Source organism: Azospirillum brasilense (assembly GCF_008365405.1).
Taxonomy (GTDB): domain Bacteria; phylum Pseudomonadota; class Alphaproteobacteria; order Azospirillales; family Azospirillaceae; genus Azospirillum; species Azospirillum brasilense_D.
Genome location: NZ_QOKV01000008.1, coordinates 24,430 through 41,497 on the forward strand (window position 1 = coordinate 24,430; position 17,068 = coordinate 41,497).

A 17,068-nucleotide genomic window follows, 5' to 3' on the forward strand; every position below is an offset into this window, starting at 1 on the left:
CAGCCGTGGCGCAGCCCGGACCCTCGTCCGGCCGCGCGACCGTTCCGGACCCACGACAGGCCGCCATGCCGTTCCGCCGCGCCGCCACCCTCTTCGCCGTGGCCGCCGCCTGGGCTTTCCAGGCCCTGGCGGGAAGCCCGGGCGTTGCGGCAGACGGAACCACGAACACCGCCGTCGTCTTCGCCTACGACCGGTTCGGCGAGGACCAGACGCCGTCCATCAGCATCCGGATCGACCAGTTCGAAGCCCACCTGGACGAGCTTCAGGACGGCGACTATCAGGTCCTGCCCCTGCCCCGCATCCTGGAGGCGCTGCGCAGCGGCGCGCCGCTGCCCGACCGCACGGTGGCGATCACCATCGACGAGGCCAGCCGCTCCGCCTTCCGCGAGGCGTGGCCGCGGCTGAAGGCGGCGGGGCTTCCCTTCACCCTGTTCGTGGCGACCGACGCCATCGACCGCGGGTCGCCCGCCCACATGAGTTGGGCGGAGGTGCGGCAGCTCGCCGCCGCCGGGGTCACGCTCGGCGGGCTCGGCGCCTCCACCCAGTCGCTGGTGTCCCGCCCCGCCGAGGAGGTGAAGGCGGAGCTGCGCCGCATGGCCGACCGGCTGCAGGCGGAGACTGGGCAGCGCCCGACCCTGTTCGCCTACCCGCAGGGCGAGGTGTCGTCGGCGCTGCGGGTCATGGTGACGGAGCAGGGCTTCGCCGCTGCTTTCGGCCAACAGTCCGGCGTCCTGCACCCGCAGGCCGACCGGGCGACCCTGCCGCGTTTCGTGATGAACGAGAGTTTCGGCAGCGTCGACCGCTTCCGGCTGGCCGCCAACGCCCTGCCCCTGCCGGTCACCGACCTGACGCCCGACGATCCGCTGCTGACCGTCAACCCGCCGTCGATCGGCTTCACCGTGTCGGACGAGATCGGCGACATCGCGCGGCTGGCCTGCTTCGCCGCCGGCCAAGGCCGGACGGCGCTGGAGCGCGTGACGGAGGACCGGGTGGAGGTGCGCATCCGCGACCCCTTCCCGCCGGGCCGCACGCGCGTGAACTGCACCCTGCCCGCCCCCGACGGACGGTGGCGCTGGCTGGGCATGCAGTTCGTCGTTCCGGAATAGGCGGAGAGACGCCGGACGGGCGCGGCCTGTGCCGACCGCGCCCGTCCGGTGAATGCCGTCAGCGGACGGCGCGGACCTCGACCACCTCGGGGATGTAGTGGCGCAGCATGTTTTCGATGCCGGCCTTCAGCGTGGCGGTGGAGCTGGGGCAGCCCGAGCAGGCCCCCTTCATCTCCAGATACACCACGCCTTCCTCGAAGCCGTAGAAGGTGATGTCGCCGCCGTCCTGGGCCACTGCGGGACGCACGCGGGTGTCCAGCAGCTCCTTGATCTGGGTGACGAGCTCGTCGTCGTCCGCGCTGGCGGCGTGGCCGTCGCCGGCCGCCTCTTCCAGAAGCACCGGGCGGTTGGCGGTGAAATGCTCCATGATGACGCCGAGGATCGACGGCTTCAGCAGGAACCACTCCTTGTCGCCGGCCTTGGTGATGGTCACGAAGTCGGCACCCAGGAAGACGCCCTGGACCCCGTCGATCTCGAACAGCCGCTGGGCCAGCGGCGAAGCGGCGGCACCATCGCGGGACGGAAAGTCCGCAGTGCCGCGTCCGAGCACGTCACGCCCCGGCAGGAACTTGAGAGTCGCCGGGTTGGGCGTCTGCTCGGTCTGAATGAACATGGTGATATCCTCCATCGGCGCCGAACAACACTGGCGGCGTAGGCGAAACTTGGGCAGAATCCTCCGACAGATCAAGCATCGCATCTTTATGGTTATCGATCCGTGAGCATGGCACCGCCCGCGGCCACCGCACCGGCCACTTCCGCGGCCCCCTCCATCGACGACGCCGCGCGGGAGGTCGTCGAATGGCTGCTGCTGGAAGGCCGGCACGCCCCCGGCTTCGAGCCGATGATGGACCGCTTCTGCCGGCGCCTGATGGCGTCCGGCGTCCCGCTGCTGCGCGCCGTCTGCGCCCTGCCCCTGCTGCACCCGCAGATCCGCACCATCGCCTTCTTCTGGCGCCGCAACGCCGAGCAGGTGGAGATCGCCACCCGCGCCCACGGCACGGAAACCAGCACCGAGTATCTGACCAGTCCCTTCGCCACCCTGATCGAGGACGGCGCCGACGGCCTGCGCTACCGGCTGGAGCAGATGGAGCCGCCCTACCCATACCCGGTCTTCGCCGAGCTGAAGGCGCAGGGGGCGACGGACTATGTCGCCATGACGGTTCTGTTCGCCGGGGGGCGGCGCAACGTGCTGAGCTTCACCACCGACCGGCCCGGCGGCTTCTCCACCGCCGATCTGGCGCTGGTCGACGCGGTGCTGCCGGCGCTGGGCGCGGTGTTGGAGACGCTGGCGCTGCGGCGGCTGGCGACGACGGTGCTGGACACCTATGTCGGCCACCGCACCGGCGCGCGCATCCTGTCCGGCGACATCCGACGCGGCACCGGCGCCAACGTCCGCGCCGTGCTGTGGTACTGCGACCTGCGCGGCTTCACCTCGCTGGCCGACCGGCTGCCGCGGGAGGAGCTGATCGCCCTGCTGAACGGCTATTTCGAGATCATGGGCGGTGCCGTGGAAAGCCGCGGCGGCGAGATCATGAAGTTCATCGGCGACGCCATGCTGGCCATCTTCCCGCTGGAGGAGGGCGACCCGACCGGGGCCGCCGCCTGCACCAAGGCGCTGGACGCCGCGCAGGAGGCCCTGACCGACATGGCCGCCCGCAACGCCGAACGGTCCGCCTGGGGCCAGCCGACCCTGCGCTGCGGCATCGCGTTGCACATGGGCGAGGTCATGTACGGCAACATCGGCTCCGCCAACCGGCTGGACTTCACCGTGATCGGGCCGGCGGTCAATCTGGTCAGCCGGATCGAGGGGCTGTGCAGCCGCCTGGACCGCAACGTCCTGACCTCCGCCGAGGTGGCCGAGGCCTGCGCCAGCCGCCTCCTCTCGGTCGGCTGGCATCCGGTGAAGGGGCTGAACGACCCGATCGAGGTTTATGGGTTGAAGGGGGAAGATACGGACTGATGGACAAGGTGAATCTGGCGGACGCCTTCGGACGCTTTTCGGACCATTGGAGCCCGAAGATCGCCGGCGAGATCAACGACTGCCACCTCAAGCTGGTGAAGCTGAAGGGCGAGTTCGTCTGGCACCACCACGATCACGAGGACGAGCTGTTCCTGGTGGTGACGGGCCGCATGCTGATGCGCTTCCGGGACCGCGAGGTCTGGCTCGACCCCGGCGAGTTCATCGTGGTTCCGAAGGGCATCGAGCATATGCCGGCGGCTCCGGAGGAGTGTTCGGTGCTTCTGCTGGAGCCCAAGACGACGCTGAACACCGGCAACCTGATCAATGAGCGTACGGTCGCCGACCTTGAGCGGCTCTGATCCCTTCCCCACCCGCCCGTCCCTCCGTTCCTTCGCGCTGGCCGCCGCCGCCTTCTCGGCGGGCTGGTCGCTGATGATGATGGAGATCCTCGGCGGGCGGCTGATGGCGCCGCATTTCGGCTATTCGGTCTATCAGTGGGGCGCCGTCATCGGCGTGGTGATGACCTTCATGGCCGCCGGCTACTGGACCGGCGGGCAGCTCGGCGACGGGCCGAAGGCGGTGCCGGCGCTGCGCGCCGCCCTGCTGGCCGGGGTCGCCGCGGCGGCGCTGACGCCCTGGCTGGGCAAGCCGATGCTGGCCGACGCCGCGGGCCGCTTCAACGCGGTGGAGGGGTCGGTCGTCGGGGCGGCTCTGATCCTCGGGCTGCCGTCCTTCGCGCTGGCCATGGTGTCGCCGATCTGCGCGGGGCTGAGCAGCCTGACGGGTGCGGCGGCGGCGGGCCGGATCTACGCGGTCGGCACGCTGGGCAGCATCGGCGGCACCTTCTTCGCCTCCTTCTACGCGATCCCTGAGGTCGGGGTGTCGGCGGGCTACGCCCTGGCGGCGGTCCTGCCGGCGCTCGCCTGCCTGTTCATTCCGGGTGGGAAACGGGTGGCCGCCGCCGCGGCCCTGGCGGTTCCCCTGGCCTGGGCCGCCGGCCACGGCGAGGGACAGGGCTTCGCCCTCTACCGCGAAACGCCGCACAACACCATCATGGTGCAGGAGGACGCCGAACAGATCCGCCTGCATCTGAACGTGGCCTGGGCCACCCAGTCGCGGCTGCGCAAGGACGGCGGACCGACCGGCCTCTATTACGATCTGTTCGCCGCCGTCCCGGCCCTGGGGAACGGCACGCGCGTCCTGGTGCTGGGTCTGGCCGGCGGGGCCGCCGCCAAGGAGATCCTCGACTCCTGGCCCGGCGCCGACATCCTGGGGGTGGAGCTGGACCCCGCGGTGGTCGAGGTGGCGCGCGAGAGGTTCGGTCTGCGGCCCGAGGTGCGCGTCGCCGTCGAGGATGCCCGCCGCCACGTCGAGCGGTCGCCGGAGCTGCACGACGTGGTGATCGTCGACCTCTACTCGACCGCCCTGATCCCTTTCTTCACGGCGACCAGGGAGTTCTTCGCGGCGGTGGAACGGCGGGTGGCGCCGGGCGGCGTGCTGGTCATGAACGTCGCCTCCCCCATGGACCGCGACGCTCTGGTCGGGCCGCTGGCGGCGACGCAGGGCGCCGTCTTCCCGTCGGTGTACGTCGCCGACGCCGGGCGCGGGAATTATCTGATGATCGCCACGAAGGAGGCGCGTACGCTTGAGGATCTGAGCGTACGCCTGCGCTCCGCTCCGGCGGGTGCGATGTACGCGGCCGCGCGCATCCTGGAGACGCTGGCCCCTGCCGAACTGGCCGGGCATCCGGTGCTGACCGACGACCGGTCCGACATCGACCAGCGCAGCCTTACCGCCCTTTATGGACGTTGAAACGCCTTAGGTGATGGCGTCCAGCGCGTCGATGCCGATGCCGCCCGGCACGATGGTCAGCGGAATGCGCATCTTCGCGAGGCCGCGGTTGGTGAAGTAGGAGATCAGCGGCCCCGGCCCCTCCGGATCGACGCCGGCGGCCAGCACGAGGATGGAGATGCTCGGCTCCTCGTCGATCAGGGCCAGCACCTCGTCGCGGCGGTTGCCCTCGCGCACGTACAGGGCCGGCAGGGTGCCGGTCAGGCGGTTCACGTCGCGGGCGAGCTTCTGCAGCTTCTGCTCCGCCTCCGCGCGCTGCTCCTCGCGCATCAGGTTCTCCAGGGCCAGCCACTGCTGCACCTCCCCCGGCTCGATGACGTAGAGCAGCGCCACCTTGCCCCCCGACTTGCGGGCGCGCAGGCAGGCGTAGCGCAAGGCGAGCTGAAGCTCCGGGCTCTCGTCCACCACGACCAGGAAGATGCGGACCGGCAGCTTGGCCGTAACCTCCGGTTCGGAAACGGCCGGATCGGACGCGGTCGGAATGGACGCAATCGGATCGGTGGCAATCGGATCGGACATGGGTCACACCCTCCGGAAGATGGCGCCGGCCAGCCAGCCGGCGGCGATGGCGCCAATCACCGCGGCAACACCGTAAATCATCGGCTGGTTGCGCGCAAAGTCGTAGATTTCCGCGCTGAAGCCGACCTTGGACACCACCAGCGGCGTGGTCTGGGCGCTGACCACCTCGCCGTCGCGGATCAGCAGCGCTTCCACATTGTACAGCCCCGTCGGCACGTTGGCCGGGAAATAGATGTTGGTCCGGAACAGCCGCTCGCCGAGAAAGGCCACCTGCCCCAGCGTGATGCCGTAGAGCCCGGCCCGCTGCTTGTTGCGGATCAGGGCGGAGCGGAACAGGGCGAGCTGGTCCGGGGCCAGCTGCTCGCGCGGGCCGAGCTGGAGGTTCGGCAGGCCGATCTGGTGGCGCTCCAGCACCGGACGGCCGACGAACTGGTCCAGCGGACGGTTCGTCGCGACCATGTAGTAACCGGGCACCTGCTCGAACCGCACGCTGCGCGCGTTGATCCAGATGCCGGCGATGCGCTCCTTGCGGCGCACGGTGACCGGGGTGCGCGGGCCGGTCACCACGATGGCGACGTCGCCCGCCCCGTCGGTGGTGCCGAACAGCACGACCTCCGTCCCGGTGAAGCCGGTGGTGATGGCGATCAGGTGGCTCGACAGGTCGGCGACGAGCTGCTGCGCCCAGACCGTGGCGGCCAGGAACACCCCCGCCAGAAGCCCCGCCAGCCCGCCGGCGACCCGGACGGACCACAGCCGCCCGGCGCCCTTGCGAACAGCGCTCACGACATCCTCATCGAGATGGTGAAGACGTCGTTCGGCTCGACCACCAGATCGAAGGCGAGCTTCAGCGCCACCGCGACGACCAGCGAGGCCAGCAGCAGCCGCGCCTGTTCGCCGCGCAGCCGGCCGCCGGCCTTGGTGCCGAACTGCGCGCCGACCACCCCGCCGATCAGCAGCAGCAGCGCCAGCATCACGTCGACCGTCTGGTTGGTCGCCGCCTGGAGCAGCGTCGCCATCGCCGTGGTGAAGATGATCTGGAACAGCGAGGTGCCGGCCACGAGACCGGTCGGCATGTTCAGCAGGTAGATCATCGCCGGAACCAGCATGAAGCCGCCGCCGATGCCCATGATCGCCACCAGCATCCCGCCGATCGCCCCGATCGCGGCCGGCAGCAGGGCGGAGATGTAGAGCTTGGAGCGTTGGAACCGCATCTTCAGCGGCAGGCCGTGCAGCCACATGTGGCGATGCAGCTTGCCCCGCTTGGCGGTGGGGGCGCGGCGGCGGATCAGCGCGCGGCTGGCCTCCACCATCATCATCGTGCCGATGGTGCCGAGGAAGAAGACGTAGGACAGCGTGATCGCCGCGTCGATCTGGCCGATCCGCTGCAATATGGAAAAGATCCAGACGCCGACCACCGTGCCGACCATGCCGCCCAGCAGCATGACGACGCCGAGCTTCACGTCCACGTTGCCGCGCCGCCAATGGGCGAGCACGCCCGACACGCTGGCGGCGACGAGCTGGTTGGCCTGGGTGCCCACCGCGATGGCGGGCGGAACGCCGATGAAGATCAGCAGCGGCGTCATCAGGAAGCCGCCGCCCACCCCGAACATGCCGGACAGGAAGCCGACGAGTCCCCCCATGCCGAGCACGAGCAGGGCGTTGACCGACATCTCGGCGATCGGCAGATAGACTTGCATGGGGGCGGAGCCGGCGGACGGGAAGGTCCGCCAGCTTATACCTTACAGGCGCTGTTGCGGCAATCAGGCCGGAACGCCCGCGTCCTTCAGCAGATCGGGCAGCAGATCGGCCAGCACGATATCCGGGCGGGCGCCGACATGGCTGATGATCTCCGCGGCGGCCAGCGCGCCGATGCGGCCGCAGACCGCCGGGGCCATGCCGCGGGTGTAGCCGTAGAGGAAGCCGGCGGCGTAGAGGTCGCCGGCCCCCGTGGTGTCGACCACGCGGGCGACCGGAGCGGCCGGGACCTCGACCACCTCGCCACCGGAGACGATGACGGCGCCCTTCTCGCTGCGCGTCAGGGCGGCGGTCTTGCCGAGACGCTTCACCGCCTCCAGCGCGTCCTCGAAGCGGTCGGTCTTGTAGAGGGCGGTGATCTCATGCTCGTTGGCGAACAGGATGTCGACATGGCCCTCGACGAGGTCCAGGAACTCCGCGTGGTGGCGGTGGACGCAGAAGCTGTCGGACAGCGAGAGCGAGACCTTGCGCCCGGCGCCGTGGGCGGCGGAGGCCGCCTTGCGGAAGGCCTCCTTGGCACGGGGCGGGTCCCACAGATAGCCTTCCAGATAGGTGACCTGGGAGTTGGCGATCAGCGCCTCGTTGATGTCCTCCGGTCCCAGCTCCACACAGGCGCCGAGGAAGGTGTTCATGGAGCGCTGGGCGTCCGGCGTGACCAGGATCAGGCAGCGCGCCGTCGGGGCGCCGCCATGACCGGCCGCCGTTTCGAAATGCACGCCGGCGGCGCGGATGTCGTGGCGGAAGACCTGGCCGAGCTGGTCGCCGTGGACCTTGCCGATGTAGGCCCCCCGGCCGCCCAACGAGGCGATGCCGGCCATGGTGTTGCCGGCGGAACCGCCCGACACCTCGATGCCCGGACCCATGCGGCCATACAGCTCCTCGGCGCGGGCGGCGTCGATCAGCGTCATCGCGCCCTTCTCGATGCCGTTGGCCGTGAGAAAGGCGTCGTCGGCATGGGCGATCACGTCGACGATGGCGTTGCCGATGCCGGTGACGTCGAATTCGGCCGTGGCCATGGGCGCTCCTTGAAATGCGGTGTTTGTGCTGAGCTGGAAAACCGGGCGCGAGTATAGCGGCCCGCCTTCACATCTCAAGCGCGGCGCAAGGCCCCCTGGAACGAAGCGGCCCGCCGTCGTAGATAAGCGACGCCCGACCGCAACGGCCCCATCGAAAGAGAGTCCGTATGATCCGCGCCCTGCTTCTCGCCATCGGACAGCTTTCCGACCCGGCGTCCCGCCGCGTCGTGTGGATCGGCGTGCTGTCCGCCATCCTGGCCTTCGCCCTGCTCGCCGGGGCCGCATGGTGGGCGCTGTTCCACACGGCGCTGACCGGCTACGCCTGGGTGGACGGGGTGCTGGACGTGCTGGGCGGGCTGGCCGTCCTGCTGCTGGCCTGGGTGCTGTTTCCCGCCACGGTCGGCATGGTGTCCAGCTTCTTCCTGGACGAGGTGGTGCAGGCGGTGGAGCGGCGCCACTATCCCCAGTTGCCGCCGCCCCGCCAGACCGGCCTTGGGGAAGAGCTGCTGACCGCGCTGCGCTTTTTCGCCATCGTCCTGCTGGTCAATTTGTTCGCCCTGCCCCTCTATCTGATGGTGCCGGGGTTGAACCTGCTGATCTTCTACACCGCCAACGGCTATCTTCTCGGCCGCGAATATTTCGAGATGGTGGCGATCCGGCGGATGGGACGGAAGGAGGCGGGGTTTCTGCGGCGTTCCAGCCCGTTGAAACCATTTTTGGCTGGCGCGGTAATTGCCTTTCTTTCGACAATTCCTTTCGTCAACCTGCTGGTGCCGGTGATCGCGAGCGCCTTCATGGTCCATGTCTACCATTCCATGACGGGGTCCATGACCGGTCTTTCCCGCCGGGAAGGGCCGTGACGGACCGCAGGGCGGCGCGGCCCCGACCGTGCACCAAAGCCCACTTGCGGCCGGCCGGATGACCGTGTTACCCCGGCGGGGTGGTCTTTTGGCTGCTGTCGAGCGGGCCCGGTCATGCGACGCCGCCTCCGATGACCCGACTTCAATGACCTGCCAACCTTCACGACCTGACTGACCTGGGGATCAACGTTCATGCTGTTCGGACGAAAGAATCCGCCCGTCGGTGCGCCGAAGACCCAAAGCGCCGACCCGGCCACCCCGGCCGCACCGCAGGCGGGCGCCGCCGAACCCACGGCGGCGGTGTCGCCGCTCGCCTCCCTGAGCACCCCGTCCGCGGCGAATCCGCCGGCCGCCCCCGCCCCGGCCGGTCGTCTGCCGCAACCCGAGCCGATTTCCTCCAAGGGACCCGAGATGAACACGAGCACCCCGAAGCCGCCGGCCGGCGCCCCGATCCCCGGTTCGAGCTACAAGCCGACGGACATTCCGCGCCGCACCGTCGATCTGCCGGGTGCCGCGCCGCGCCGTCCCGAGGGGTATGGCGCCCCGGCTTCGGCCCCCGCCGCCGCGCCCGCGCCGGTCGCTGCGGCCCCGGCGCCCACCGCTCCGCTCGCCAGCGACCAGCGCCGCCTGATCGTCGGCCGCGACATCTCGCTGAACGGCGAGATCGGGTCCTGCGACATCCTGGTCGTGGAAGGCACGGTGGAGGCCAAGCTGCGCGACGGCCGGTCCATCGAGATCGCCGAAACCGGCCTGTTCAAGGGCGCCGTCGAGATCGACGAGGCCGACATCGGCGGCCGCTTCGAGGGCGACATCATCGTGCGCGGCCGCCTGACCGTGCGCTCCACCGGCAAGATCAACGGTTCGATCAAGTACGGCGAGTTGGCGGTCGAGGCCGGCGCCCTGCTGAACGGCGAGATCGGCAAATACACCCCGGCGGCCAAGCCGGCCACTGCCCCCGCCGCCTCGGCGGAAGCGGCACCGGCCCCGGCAGCGTCGGCGCTGGACCCCATCGTGGTGGACGGCTAAACGCCGCTAAACGCGGCTTCGCGATCAAGCCCGGCGGGGATCGACCCCTCGCCGGGCTTTTTCTTTTTGTAGTTATCGCAGGCGTTTCACGGGAAACATCACAGCTTGCCGCTCACACCACGGCGGCCGGCAGGACCTTGTCCTTGAAGGCGCACAGGTCGCTGACCGGGCAGACGAGGCAGTCGGGCTTGCGGGCCTTGCAGACGTAGCGGCCGTGCAGGATCAGCCAGTGATGGGCGTGCCGGCGGTAGGCCTTGGGAACCACCTTCAGCAGCTTCGCCTCCACCGCGTCGGGCGTCTTGCCGGGGGCGAGGCCGGTGCGGTTGCCGACGCGGAAGATGTGGGTGTCCACCGCGATGGTCTCCTCGCCGAAGGCGACGTTCAGCACCACGTTGGCGGTCTTGCGCCCGACCCCGGGCAGGGTTTCCAGCGCCTCGCGGTCGCGTGGCACCGTGCCGTCATACTCGGCGACCAGGATTTCCGACAGCTTGATGACGTTCTTGGCCTTGGTGTTGAACAGGCCGATGGTCTTGATGTAGCCGCGCAGCCGCTCCTCCCCCAGTTCCACCATCTGCTGCGGCGTGGTGACGATCCGGAACAGCGGGCCGGTGGCCTTGTTGACGCCGACATCGGTGGCCTGGGCCGACAGCACGACGGCGACCAGGAGCGTGTAGGGATTGACGTATTCCAGCTCGCTCTTCGGCTCCGGGTTGGCGGCGCTGAGGCGGCGGAAGAATTCCTGGACGGCGGCGGGCTTCATGGCGCGCAGCATAGCGGGACCCCGGTTGTTCTTGCAAACACGCCGGGTGGACGGCGCGGCCGACGCGCACCAGTTTGTGTGCATGACCATGGCCCGTCATACCCCATCCCCGGCGTCATTCCCGGCCCTGCCCCCGGCTTCCCGCGTCTTCTTCGACGCGATCCTGCACCCGCACCGCAGCCTGGGGCGGCACGGCTACCGCGTTCTGATGGGTGTGGTGATCCTCGTAAACCTGCTGATCGCCGGCATCTTCGCCGCCAATGGGGCGTGGCCGGTGGTGCCCTTCTGCGGGCTGGACGTGGTGATCCTCTGGCTGGCCTTCCGCGTCAACAACCGCGCCGCCCGGCTGTACGAGCGGGTGCGCCTGACCGACACCGACCTGACCGTCCAGCGCGTCGCCTGGAACAAGCCGGAGCGGCGCTGGAGCCTTCAGCCCAACTGGCTGCGCGTCACCCTGGACGGCCCGCCCCGGCACGGCGGCCGGGTGACCCTCACCTCCCATGGGCAGTCGGTGACCGTCGGCGCCTTCCTGACGCCGGACGAGCGGGCGGACTTCGCCAAGGCGCTGCGCGGCGCGCTGGCGCGGTGGCGCAGCACCCCCTGCCATCCCGAACCGGTGCCCTGACCGCGAGGCGTGTTGCGCAAGAAACGGGTTGGTCGGCCCGCTCCGGCGGCGCATCCTGCGCCGGTCATGGAGCCTGGGAGAGAACGCCATGCCGTGCCTGAATCCCGCCGAAGATCCAGTCGATGCGCGGCGTCACCGCGCCATCGCCGCCGCCATCCGCCATCTCGTGGACCACTGGCAGGACCAGCCGGGGCTGGACGAGCTGGCCGCGGTCGCCGGCATGAGCCCCTTCCATTTCCAGCGGCTGTTCACCCAATGGGCGGGGATCAGCCCGAAGCGCTTTTTGCAGTTCCTGACGCTGGACAACGCCAAGCGGCTGCTCGCCGCGAACCAGAGCGTGCTGGACGTGGCGCTGGACGTCGGGCTGTCCGGCCCGTCGCGGCTGCACGACCTGTTCGTCGCCTGCGAAGCGATGACGCCCGGCGAGTACAAGGCGCTCGGCGGCGGGCTGACCATCCGCTGGGGCCTGCACCCCACCCCCTTCGGCCCGTCGCTGGTCGCCGCCACCGAACGCGGCGTCTGCTGGCTGAGCTTCGCCGAGGAGGAGGACGGGCGCGACGCGCTGGCCGAGATGGCCGCCGCTTGGCCGGCCGCCCGTCTGATTGAGGACGCCGACGCCACCCGCCCGGTCGCCGCCCGCGCCTTCCGCTGGGATGGTTCCGCGGGAGGCGAGCCGCTGCGCCTGCTGATGAAGGGTACCAATTTCCAGATCAAGGTGTGGGAGGCGCTGCTGCGCATCCCCTCCGGCGCCGTTGTGTCCTACGAGGACGTGGCCCGCGCCATCGGTCAGCCGACCGCCATGCGGGCGGTGGGGGCGGCGGTGGGACGCAACCCGGTCTGCGTGCTGATCCCCTGCCACCGGGTGATCCAGAAGTCGGGGATCATCCACAACTACCGCTATGGCATCCCCCGCAAGCGCGCCCTGCTCGCCTGGGAGCAGGGGCACGCCTTGCCGGAGGACGAGGCCGCGGCTTAGAGAACCGCGGCCTGACCGATCACATCCCCAGCACGTCCTTCATGCTGTAGAGGCCCGGCTGCTTGTCGTTGGCCCACAGCGCCGCGCGGACCGCGCCCTTGGCGTAAATCTGGCGGCCCGAGGCCTTGTGGGTCAGCTCGACCCGCTCGCCCTCGGCGGCGAAGACCACCGTGTGGTCGCCGATGACGTCGCCGCCGCGCAGCGTGGCGAAGCCGATCTCGCCGCGCGGGCGGACGCCGGTGTGGCCGTCGCGGACCTTCTGCCAGACATCCTCCAACGCCACCCCGCGCCCCGCCGCCGCCGCCCGGCCGAGGCCGAGCGCGGTGCCCGAGGGCGCGTCCACCTTGTTGCGGTGGTGCATCTCCAGGATGTCGATGTCGTAGTCGTCGCCCAGCGCCCGGCCGACCTGCTCGACCAGCGCCAGCAGCAGGTTGACGCCCAGCGACATGTTCGGCGACTGGACGATCGGGGTGTGGGTGGCGGCCTGGGCGATGGGGTCCTGCTGGGCCGGGCCGATGCCGGTCGTGCCGATGACCAGCACCGTCTGCGACTGGGCGGCCAGCGCCGCATGGCGGACGCTGGCCTCGGGGCTGGTGAAGTCGATCACCGCGTCGGCCTCGGCGAACAGCGCCGCCGCGTCGTCGATGGCGACGACCCCCAGCGGTTCGAGGCCGGCGAGGGTGCCGATGTCCTTGCCGAGCGCGGGGCCGCCCACCCGCTCCGTGCCGCCGGCCAGCGTGCAGCCCGGCGTGGCGGCGATCTCGCGCACCAGCATCTGCCCCATGCGCCCCGCGCACCCGACGACCCCGATCTTCATGCCTGCCTCCCTGGGAGAATTCCGACACGGGTCTAGCACAGCCGGGGACAAGGCTTAAGCGCCGAGACGCGTCAGGACCCCAGGCAGTCCTTCAGCGAGGCGGCGATGTTGCGCATCAGCGCGGGGTAGAGGCCGGGGCCGTCCTTCAGGTCCGCCCCTTCGGGGTCGAGCACGCCCTTCTTCGCCGGGGTGCCCTCGACGATGGTGTTGACCAGCGCCGGCTCGAACTGCGGTTCGGCGAAGACGCAGGCGGCGCCGAGCCCGCCGATCTTGGCGCGGATCTCCGACAGCCGCTTGGCCGAGGGGCGGCGTTCCGGGTTGACGGTGATGGCACCGACGCCGTTCAGGCCGTACTGCGCCTCGAAATACTGGTAGGCGTCGTGGAAGACGACGAAGGGCTTGCCGGCCACCGGGGCCAGCGCTGCCTTCAGCTCCGCGTCGAGCGCGTCGATGGAGCGGGCGGTGCGCTCGGCGTTGGCGGTGTAGGCGGCGGCGTTGGCCGGGTCCTTGGCCGACAAAGCCTCGGCGATCGCCGCCACCATGGCGCGGGCGTTGGCGGGGGAGAGCCAGATGTGGGTGTTCACCTCGTCATGCCCGTGCTCGTCCTCATGGGCGTGCTTGTCGTCATGCTTATGGTCGTGATCATGCGTGTGCTCATGCCCATGGTCGTGGGCTTCCCAGGCGCCGCCCTCGCGGGCGTCGAGCAGGGTGACGCCCGGCGCCTCCAGCAGCGTGACGGAGGTGGCCTTCTTCGCGTTCGCCGTCACCGGCTTGTCGAGAAAGCCCTCCAGCTCCGGCCCGATCCAGAAGACGAGGTCGGCGGCGGCCAGCGCCTTCGCGTCCGACGGCTTCATGGCGTAGGTGTGGGGAGACGCGGCACCGCGCACGATCAGCGCCGGCTCCGCCACCCCCTCCATCACCGCGGCGACCAGGGAATGGACCGGCTTGATCGAGGCGACGACCTTCGGCGACTCGGCCAGGGCCGGGCTGGCGGAGAGGGCGGCGGCAAGGGCAAGGAGCGGAAGGGGGCGCATCGCGGCACGCATGGGTGGGTTCCTCATCGTCTGACTGGACAGCCGGGTCTTTCCGGCGCATAGCTGTCTTCGTTTCCAGCAATGTCACGTTATAACATAACATGTCAATCCATCACGGGGACCATCACGCGGCCCCCCGCGCGGCGCGATCGCCGATTCCGTCCCTGGCCCCTCCCCTGGTCGACACCAAGGGTCTGACGGTGCGGCTGGGCGGGCGGACGATCCTCGACCGCGTGGACCTGGAGGTGCGGCCCGGCGAGATCGTCACGCTGATCGGCCCCAACGGCGCCGGCAAGACGACGCTGGTGCGCGCCGTGCTGGGCCTCGTCCGCGCCTCGTCCGGGGTGGTGGAGCGCCGCCGGGGCCTGCGCATCGGCTACATGCCGCAGCGCCTGACCGTCGACGCGACCCTGCCGCTGACGGTCCGCCGCTTCCTGGCGCTGTGGCGCCCGGTGACCGAGGCGCGCATCACCGCGGCGCTGGAGGAGGCCGGCGTCTCCCACCTCGCCGCCAGCCCGGTCCAGACAGTGTCCGGCGGCGAGATGCAGCGGGTGCTGCTGGCCCGCGCCCTGCTCGGCGATCCCGAGCTTCTCGTGCTCGACGAGCCCGACCAGGCGGTGGACGTCCATGGGCAGGCCGAACTGTTCGGGCGCATCGAGACGCTGCGCCGCACCCGCGGCTGCGGCGTGCTGCTGGTCAGCCACGACCTGCACACGGTGATGGCCCGCACCGACCGCGTGCTCTGCCTGAACGGCCATGTCTGCTGCCAGGGCGCGCCGGAGGACGTGCGGCGCCACCCGGAATACCGCGCCCTGTTCGGGGGTCACGCCGACGCGCTGGCCGTCTATGTCCACCACCACGACCACGCGCACGCCACCGACGGCGCCGTGGTGCCCGGCCATGACGGGGATTGCTGCCATGGATGACTTCGTTCTGCGCGCGCTGGCCGCCGGCTGCGGCATCGCGCTGGTCGCCGGCCCGCTGGGCTCCTTCGTGGTGTGGCGGCGCATGGCCTATTTCGGCGACACGCTGGCCCATTCCGCCCTGCTGGGGGTGGCGCTGGGCTTCCTGCTGGGCGTCAACCCGCTGATCGGCGTGGTCGGGGTCTGCGTCGCGCTGGCGCTGGCGCTGGTCGGGCTGCAGCGGCGCCGCGCGCTGGCCACGGACACCGTGCTGGGCATCCTGTCGCATTCGTCGCTGTCGCTGGGCCTCGTCGCCATCGCCTTCCTGGAGACGCTGCGCGTCGATCTGGTCGCCTATCTGTTCGGCGACATCCTGAGCGTCACCACCGGCGATCTCGCCTGGATCTACACCGGCGGCGCGGCGGCTCTGGGCGGGCTGCTGCTGCTGTGGCGCCGGCTGCTGGCGGTGACGGTGGACGAGGATCTGGCGCGGGTCGAGGGCATGCCGGTGGAGGCGCTCCGGCTGGCCTTCATGCTGCTGATCGCGCTGGTCATCGCGGCGGCGATGAAGATCGTCGGCATCCTGCTGATCACCTCGCTCCTCATCATCCCGGCGGCGGCGGCCCGCCGCTTCTCCCGCACGCCGGAGGCGATGGCCGCCCTGGCCTCGGTCTTCGGCATCGCCGCGGTGCTGGGTGGGCTGCTCTCCTCGCTGAACTGGGACCTGCCGGGCGGGCCGAGCATCGTGGTCGCCGCCGCCGCCCTCTTCCTGGCGAGCATGATGGTGCCGACGGCGAACCGGTAAAGCGAACTTCCGTTCGCTTTGGCTTCACATCGCCTCATTCGCCGGCGGGCTTCGGCCGCATGTGCGGCCGGGACCACCGTCGTGGTCCAAAGCGGCTTGCGTCAAGCGGGCACGCGCCGTCGTCAACACCGAGCGCGTGATGTCGGCCAGGGTGCGGCTGGCGATGCGGCTGCGCTGCCAGAACAGCGGCACGTCGAGCGGCTGGCCCGGCACCAGCGCCACCAGCCGCCCATCGCGCAAAGCGCCGGCGACCAGCGGCTCCGGATTCATGCCCCAGCCGAGCCCGGCCAGCGCCGCGTCCACGAAGGCGTGGGTGGAGGGCATCCAGTGGGTCGGCGAGGCGATCTCCACCCCGAAGGCCTGCCGGGTCCACTGCGTCTGAAGCCGGTCCTTGCTGTTGTAGGTCAGGCGCGGCGCGCGGGCCAGCGACGCCGCCTCCACCCCGTCCGGGAAATGCCGGCGCAGGAAGTCCGGGCTGGCCGTCGCCACGTAGCGCAAGGCCCCCAGCGGGGTGCTGTCGCAGCCCTGCACCGGCTGGGCGCCGGACGTCACCGCCGCCAGCACCTCGCCCCGGCGCAGCCAGTCGGCGCTGTGCTCCTGGTCGTCGAGGACGAGGTCGAACAGCACGTCCGGCGTCCCGGCCATGGCGGCGACGAACCAGGTGGCGAGGCTGTCGGCGTTGACCGCCATGCGCACCGTCACCGCCGGCCCGTCCTGCGGCACGCCGGGAAGCCCGTCCCGCAACTCGCTTTCCAGCAGGGCCACCCGCTCCGCGTGCTGGCTCAGCCGCAGGCCGGCGGGCGTGCCGGTGCAGGGCGATCCGCGCACCACCAGGATCGTCCCCATCCGCTCCTCCAGCAGCTTCACCCGCTGCGACACGGCGGAGGGGGTGACGTGGAGCTGCGCCGCCGCCCGCTCGAAACTGCCGGTGCGGACCACCGCGGCCAGCGCGGCGAGCAGGGCGTAGTCCAGCATGGCTTAGCGTTCCTTAATCGGGATAAGGGACTTTAGTTATTCTAATCCGGACGGCGGTGGTAGGGGAACGGCCTCCACCAC

At 70.4% G+C, this 17,068-nt stretch carries 19 protein-coding genes; 10 read left to right on the plus strand and 9 right to left on the minus strand.

Annotated features, from left to right (window positions below; genetic code table 11):
* Positions 1-65: 65 nt before the first annotated feature.
* Positions 66-1,106 (plus strand): polysaccharide deacetylase family protein, encoded by a 1,041-nt coding sequence (locus tag DS837_RS14220; protein ID WP_149165358.1) that lies wholly within the window; start codon positions 66-68, stop codon positions 1,104-1,106.
* 58 nt (positions 1,107-1,164) lie between these two features.
* Here the strand turns inward: DS837_RS14220 and DS837_RS14225 are convergent, their stop codons facing one another.
* Positions 1,165-1,719: a NifU family protein gene (locus DS837_RS14225; protein WP_149165359.1), complete on the minus strand. Its 555-nt coding sequence runs from the start codon at positions 1,717-1,719 to the stop codon at positions 1,165-1,167.
* A 108-nt stretch (positions 1,720-1,827) separates the two neighbouring features.
* On the opposite strand from DS837_RS14225, the gene DS837_RS14230 reads away from it, so the two are divergent.
* Genes DS837_RS14230 through DS837_RS14240 form a run of 3 tightly spaced genes read left to right on the plus strand, consistent with a single transcriptional unit; the run spans position 1,828 to position 4,878 of the window.
* Positions 1,828-3,066 (plus strand): adenylate/guanylate cyclase domain-containing protein, encoded by a 1,239-nt coding sequence (locus DS837_RS14230; protein ID WP_149165360.1) that lies wholly within the window; start codon positions 1,828-1,830, stop codon positions 3,064-3,066.
* Positions 3,066-3,425 (plus strand): cupin domain-containing protein, encoded by a 360-nt coding sequence (locus DS837_RS14235; protein WP_149165361.1) that lies wholly within the window; start codon positions 3,066-3,068, stop codon positions 3,423-3,425. The genes DS837_RS14230 and DS837_RS14235 overlap by 1 nt, the downstream gene beginning before the upstream one ends.
* Complete coding sequence (locus DS837_RS14240) at positions 3,412-4,878, plus strand: fused MFS/spermidine synthase (protein ID WP_170295859.1); 1,467 nt, start codon at positions 3,412-3,414, stop codon at positions 4,876-4,878. The genes DS837_RS14235 and DS837_RS14240 overlap by 14 nt, the downstream gene beginning before the upstream one ends.
* Positions 4,879-4,884: 6 nt before the next feature.
* Here DS837_RS14240 and DS837_RS14245 read toward each other — a convergent pair whose 3' ends face one another.
* From DS837_RS14245 to DS837_RS14260, 4 genes are all read right to left on the minus strand, one after another.
* The gene (locus DS837_RS14245) at positions 4,885-5,436 is read right to left on the minus strand and encodes a universal stress protein (RefSeq protein WP_149165363.1); all 552 of its coding nucleotides are present in this window, start codon (positions 5,434-5,436) and stop codon (positions 4,885-4,887) included.
* A 3-nt stretch (positions 5,437-5,439) separates the two neighbouring features.
* A complete protein-coding gene (locus tag DS837_RS14250; RefSeq protein ID WP_149165364.1) occupies positions 5,440-6,219 on the minus strand; it encodes a TIGR02186 family protein in 780 nt (259 codons plus the stop codon).
* Positions 6,216-7,133, minus strand: coding sequence for a sulfite exporter TauE/SafE family protein (locus DS837_RS14255; protein WP_149165365.1), 918 nt, complete (start codon positions 7,131-7,133; stop codon positions 6,216-6,218). The genes DS837_RS14250 and DS837_RS14255 overlap by 4 nt, the downstream gene beginning before the upstream one ends.
* A 63-nt stretch (positions 7,134-7,196) precedes the next feature.
* Positions 7,197-8,207: an adenosine kinase gene (locus DS837_RS14260; protein ID WP_149165366.1), complete on the minus strand. Its 1,011-nt coding sequence runs from the start codon at positions 8,205-8,207 to the stop codon at positions 7,197-7,199.
* Between the two features lie 167 nt (positions 8,208-8,374).
* Here DS837_RS14260 and DS837_RS14265 point away from each other — a divergent pair, with 167 nt between their 5' ends.
* Both DS837_RS14265 and DS837_RS14270 read left to right on the plus strand, forming a co-directional pair.
* Entirely contained in the window at positions 8,375-9,067 is a 693-nt protein-coding gene (locus tag DS837_RS14265; RefSeq protein WP_149165367.1) for an EI24 domain-containing protein, read from the plus strand.
* Positions 9,068-9,259: 192 nt separating this feature from the next.
* The gene (locus DS837_RS14270) at positions 9,260-10,093 is read left to right on the plus strand and encodes a bactofilin family protein (RefSeq protein ID WP_149165368.1); all 834 of its coding nucleotides are present in this window, start codon (positions 9,260-9,262) and stop codon (positions 10,091-10,093) included.
* A gap of 112 nt (positions 10,094-10,205) precedes the next feature.
* Here DS837_RS14270 and nth read toward each other — a convergent pair whose 3' ends face one another.
* Complete coding sequence (gene nth / locus DS837_RS14275; RefSeq protein WP_149165369.1) at positions 10,206-10,865, minus strand: endonuclease III; 660 nt, start codon at positions 10,863-10,865, stop codon at positions 10,206-10,208.
* 76 nt (positions 10,866-10,941) lie between these two features.
* Between nth and DS837_RS14280 the strand changes: the two genes are divergently transcribed.
* Together DS837_RS14280 and DS837_RS14285 are read left to right on the plus strand one after the other, a co-directional pair.
* The gene (locus tag DS837_RS14280) at positions 10,942-11,478 is read left to right on the plus strand and encodes a DUF2244 domain-containing protein (RefSeq protein WP_247889932.1); all 537 of its coding nucleotides are present in this window, start codon (positions 10,942-10,944) and stop codon (positions 11,476-11,478) included.
* An 88-nt stretch (positions 11,479-11,566) separates the two neighbouring features.
* Positions 11,567-12,454: a methylated-DNA--[protein]-cysteine S-methyltransferase gene (locus tag DS837_RS14285; RefSeq protein ID WP_149165371.1), complete on the plus strand. Its 888-nt coding sequence runs from the start codon at positions 11,567-11,569 to the stop codon at positions 12,452-12,454.
* A 19-nt stretch (positions 12,455-12,473) separates the two neighbouring features.
* Here the strand turns inward: DS837_RS14285 and dapB are convergent, their stop codons facing one another.
* Together dapB and znuA are read right to left on the minus strand one after the other, a co-directional pair.
* A complete protein-coding gene (gene dapB, locus DS837_RS14290) occupies positions 12,474-13,271 on the minus strand; it encodes a 4-hydroxy-tetrahydrodipicolinate reductase (RefSeq protein WP_149165372.1) in 798 nt (265 codons plus the stop codon).
* A 71-nt stretch (positions 13,272-13,342) separates the two neighbouring features.
* Positions 13,343-14,317: a zinc ABC transporter substrate-binding protein ZnuA gene (gene znuA / locus DS837_RS14295; protein WP_149165373.1), complete on the minus strand. Its 975-nt coding sequence runs from the start codon at positions 14,315-14,317 to the stop codon at positions 13,343-13,345.
* 89 nt (positions 14,318-14,406) lie between these two features.
* On the opposite strand from znuA, the gene znuC reads away from it, so the two are divergent.
* Complete coding sequence (znuC, locus tag DS837_RS14300) at positions 14,407-15,231, plus strand: zinc ABC transporter ATP-binding protein ZnuC (protein ID WP_211102226.1); 825 nt, start codon at positions 14,407-14,409, stop codon at positions 15,229-15,231.
* The gene (gene znuB / locus DS837_RS14305; RefSeq protein ID WP_149165374.1) at positions 15,224-16,012 is read left to right on the plus strand and encodes a zinc ABC transporter permease subunit ZnuB; all 789 of its coding nucleotides are present in this window, start codon (positions 15,224-15,226) and stop codon (positions 16,010-16,012) included. Before znuC ends, znuB begins: the two co-directional genes overlap by 8 nt.
* Before the next feature lie 24 nt (positions 16,013-16,036).
* Here znuB and DS837_RS14310 read toward each other — a convergent pair whose 3' ends face one another.
* Positions 16,037-16,987: a LysR family transcriptional regulator ArgP gene (locus tag DS837_RS14310; RefSeq protein ID WP_170295860.1), complete on the minus strand. Its 951-nt coding sequence runs from the start codon at positions 16,985-16,987 to the stop codon at positions 16,037-16,039.
* Positions 16,988-17,068 lie beyond the last annotated feature (81 nt).

Excerpts from the sequence above, each read along its gene's own strand:
- nth (WP_149165369.1), bottom strand. The coding sequence starts at position 10,865 with ATGCTGCGCGCCATGAAGCCCGCCGCCGTCCAGGAATTCTTCCGCCGC.
- znuC (WP_211102226.1), top strand. The coding sequence starts at position 14,407 with ATGTCAATCCATCACGGGGACCATCACGCGGCCCCCCGCGCGGCGCGA.
- DS837_RS14260 (WP_149165366.1), bottom strand. The coding sequence starts at position 8,207 with ATGGCCACGGCCGAATTCGACGTCACCGGCATCGGCAACGCCATCGTC.
- dapB (WP_149165372.1), bottom strand. The coding sequence starts at position 13,271 with ATGAAGATCGGGGTCGTCGGGTGCGCGGGGCGCATGGGGCAGATGCTG.
- DS837_RS14225 (WP_149165359.1), bottom strand. The coding sequence starts at position 1,719 with ATGTTCATTCAGACCGAGCAGACGCCCAACCCGGCGACTCTCAAGTTC.
- DS837_RS14270 (WP_149165368.1), top strand. The coding sequence starts at position 9,260 with ATGCTGTTCGGACGAAAGAATCCGCCCGTCGGTGCGCCGAAGACCCAA.
- DS837_RS14285 (WP_149165371.1), top strand. The coding sequence starts at position 11,567 with ATGCCGTGCCTGAATCCCGCCGAAGATCCAGTCGATGCGCGGCGTCAC.
- DS837_RS14245 (WP_149165363.1), bottom strand. The coding sequence starts at position 5,436 with ATGTCCGATCCGATTGCCACCGATCCGATTGCGTCCATTCCGACCGCG.
- DS837_RS14280 (WP_247889932.1), top strand. The coding sequence starts at position 10,942 with ATGGCCCGTCATACCCCATCCCCGGCGTCATTCCCGGCCCTGCCCCCG.
- DS837_RS14310 (WP_170295860.1), bottom strand. The coding sequence starts at position 16,987 with ATGCTGGACTACGCCCTGCTCGCCGCGCTGGCCGCGGTGGTCCGCACC.
- DS837_RS14235 (WP_149165361.1), top strand. The coding sequence starts at position 3,066 with ATGGACAAGGTGAATCTGGCGGACGCCTTCGGACGCTTTTCGGACCAT.
- DS837_RS14230 (WP_149165360.1), top strand. The coding sequence starts at position 1,828 with ATGGCACCGCCCGCGGCCACCGCACCGGCCACTTCCGCGGCCCCCTCC.
- znuB (WP_149165374.1), top strand. The coding sequence starts at position 15,224 with ATGGATGACTTCGTTCTGCGCGCGCTGGCCGCCGGCTGCGGCATCGCG.
- znuA (WP_149165373.1), bottom strand. The coding sequence starts at position 14,317 with ATGCGTGCCGCGATGCGCCCCCTTCCGCTCCTTGCCCTTGCCGCCGCC.
- DS837_RS14265 (WP_149165367.1), top strand. The coding sequence starts at position 8,375 with ATGATCCGCGCCCTGCTTCTCGCCATCGGACAGCTTTCCGACCCGGCG.
- DS837_RS14255 (WP_149165365.1), bottom strand. The coding sequence starts at position 7,133 with ATGCAAGTCTATCTGCCGATCGCCGAGATGTCGGTCAACGCCCTGCTC.
- DS837_RS14220 (WP_149165358.1), top strand. The coding sequence starts at position 66 with ATGCCGTTCCGCCGCGCCGCCACCCTCTTCGCCGTGGCCGCCGCCTGG.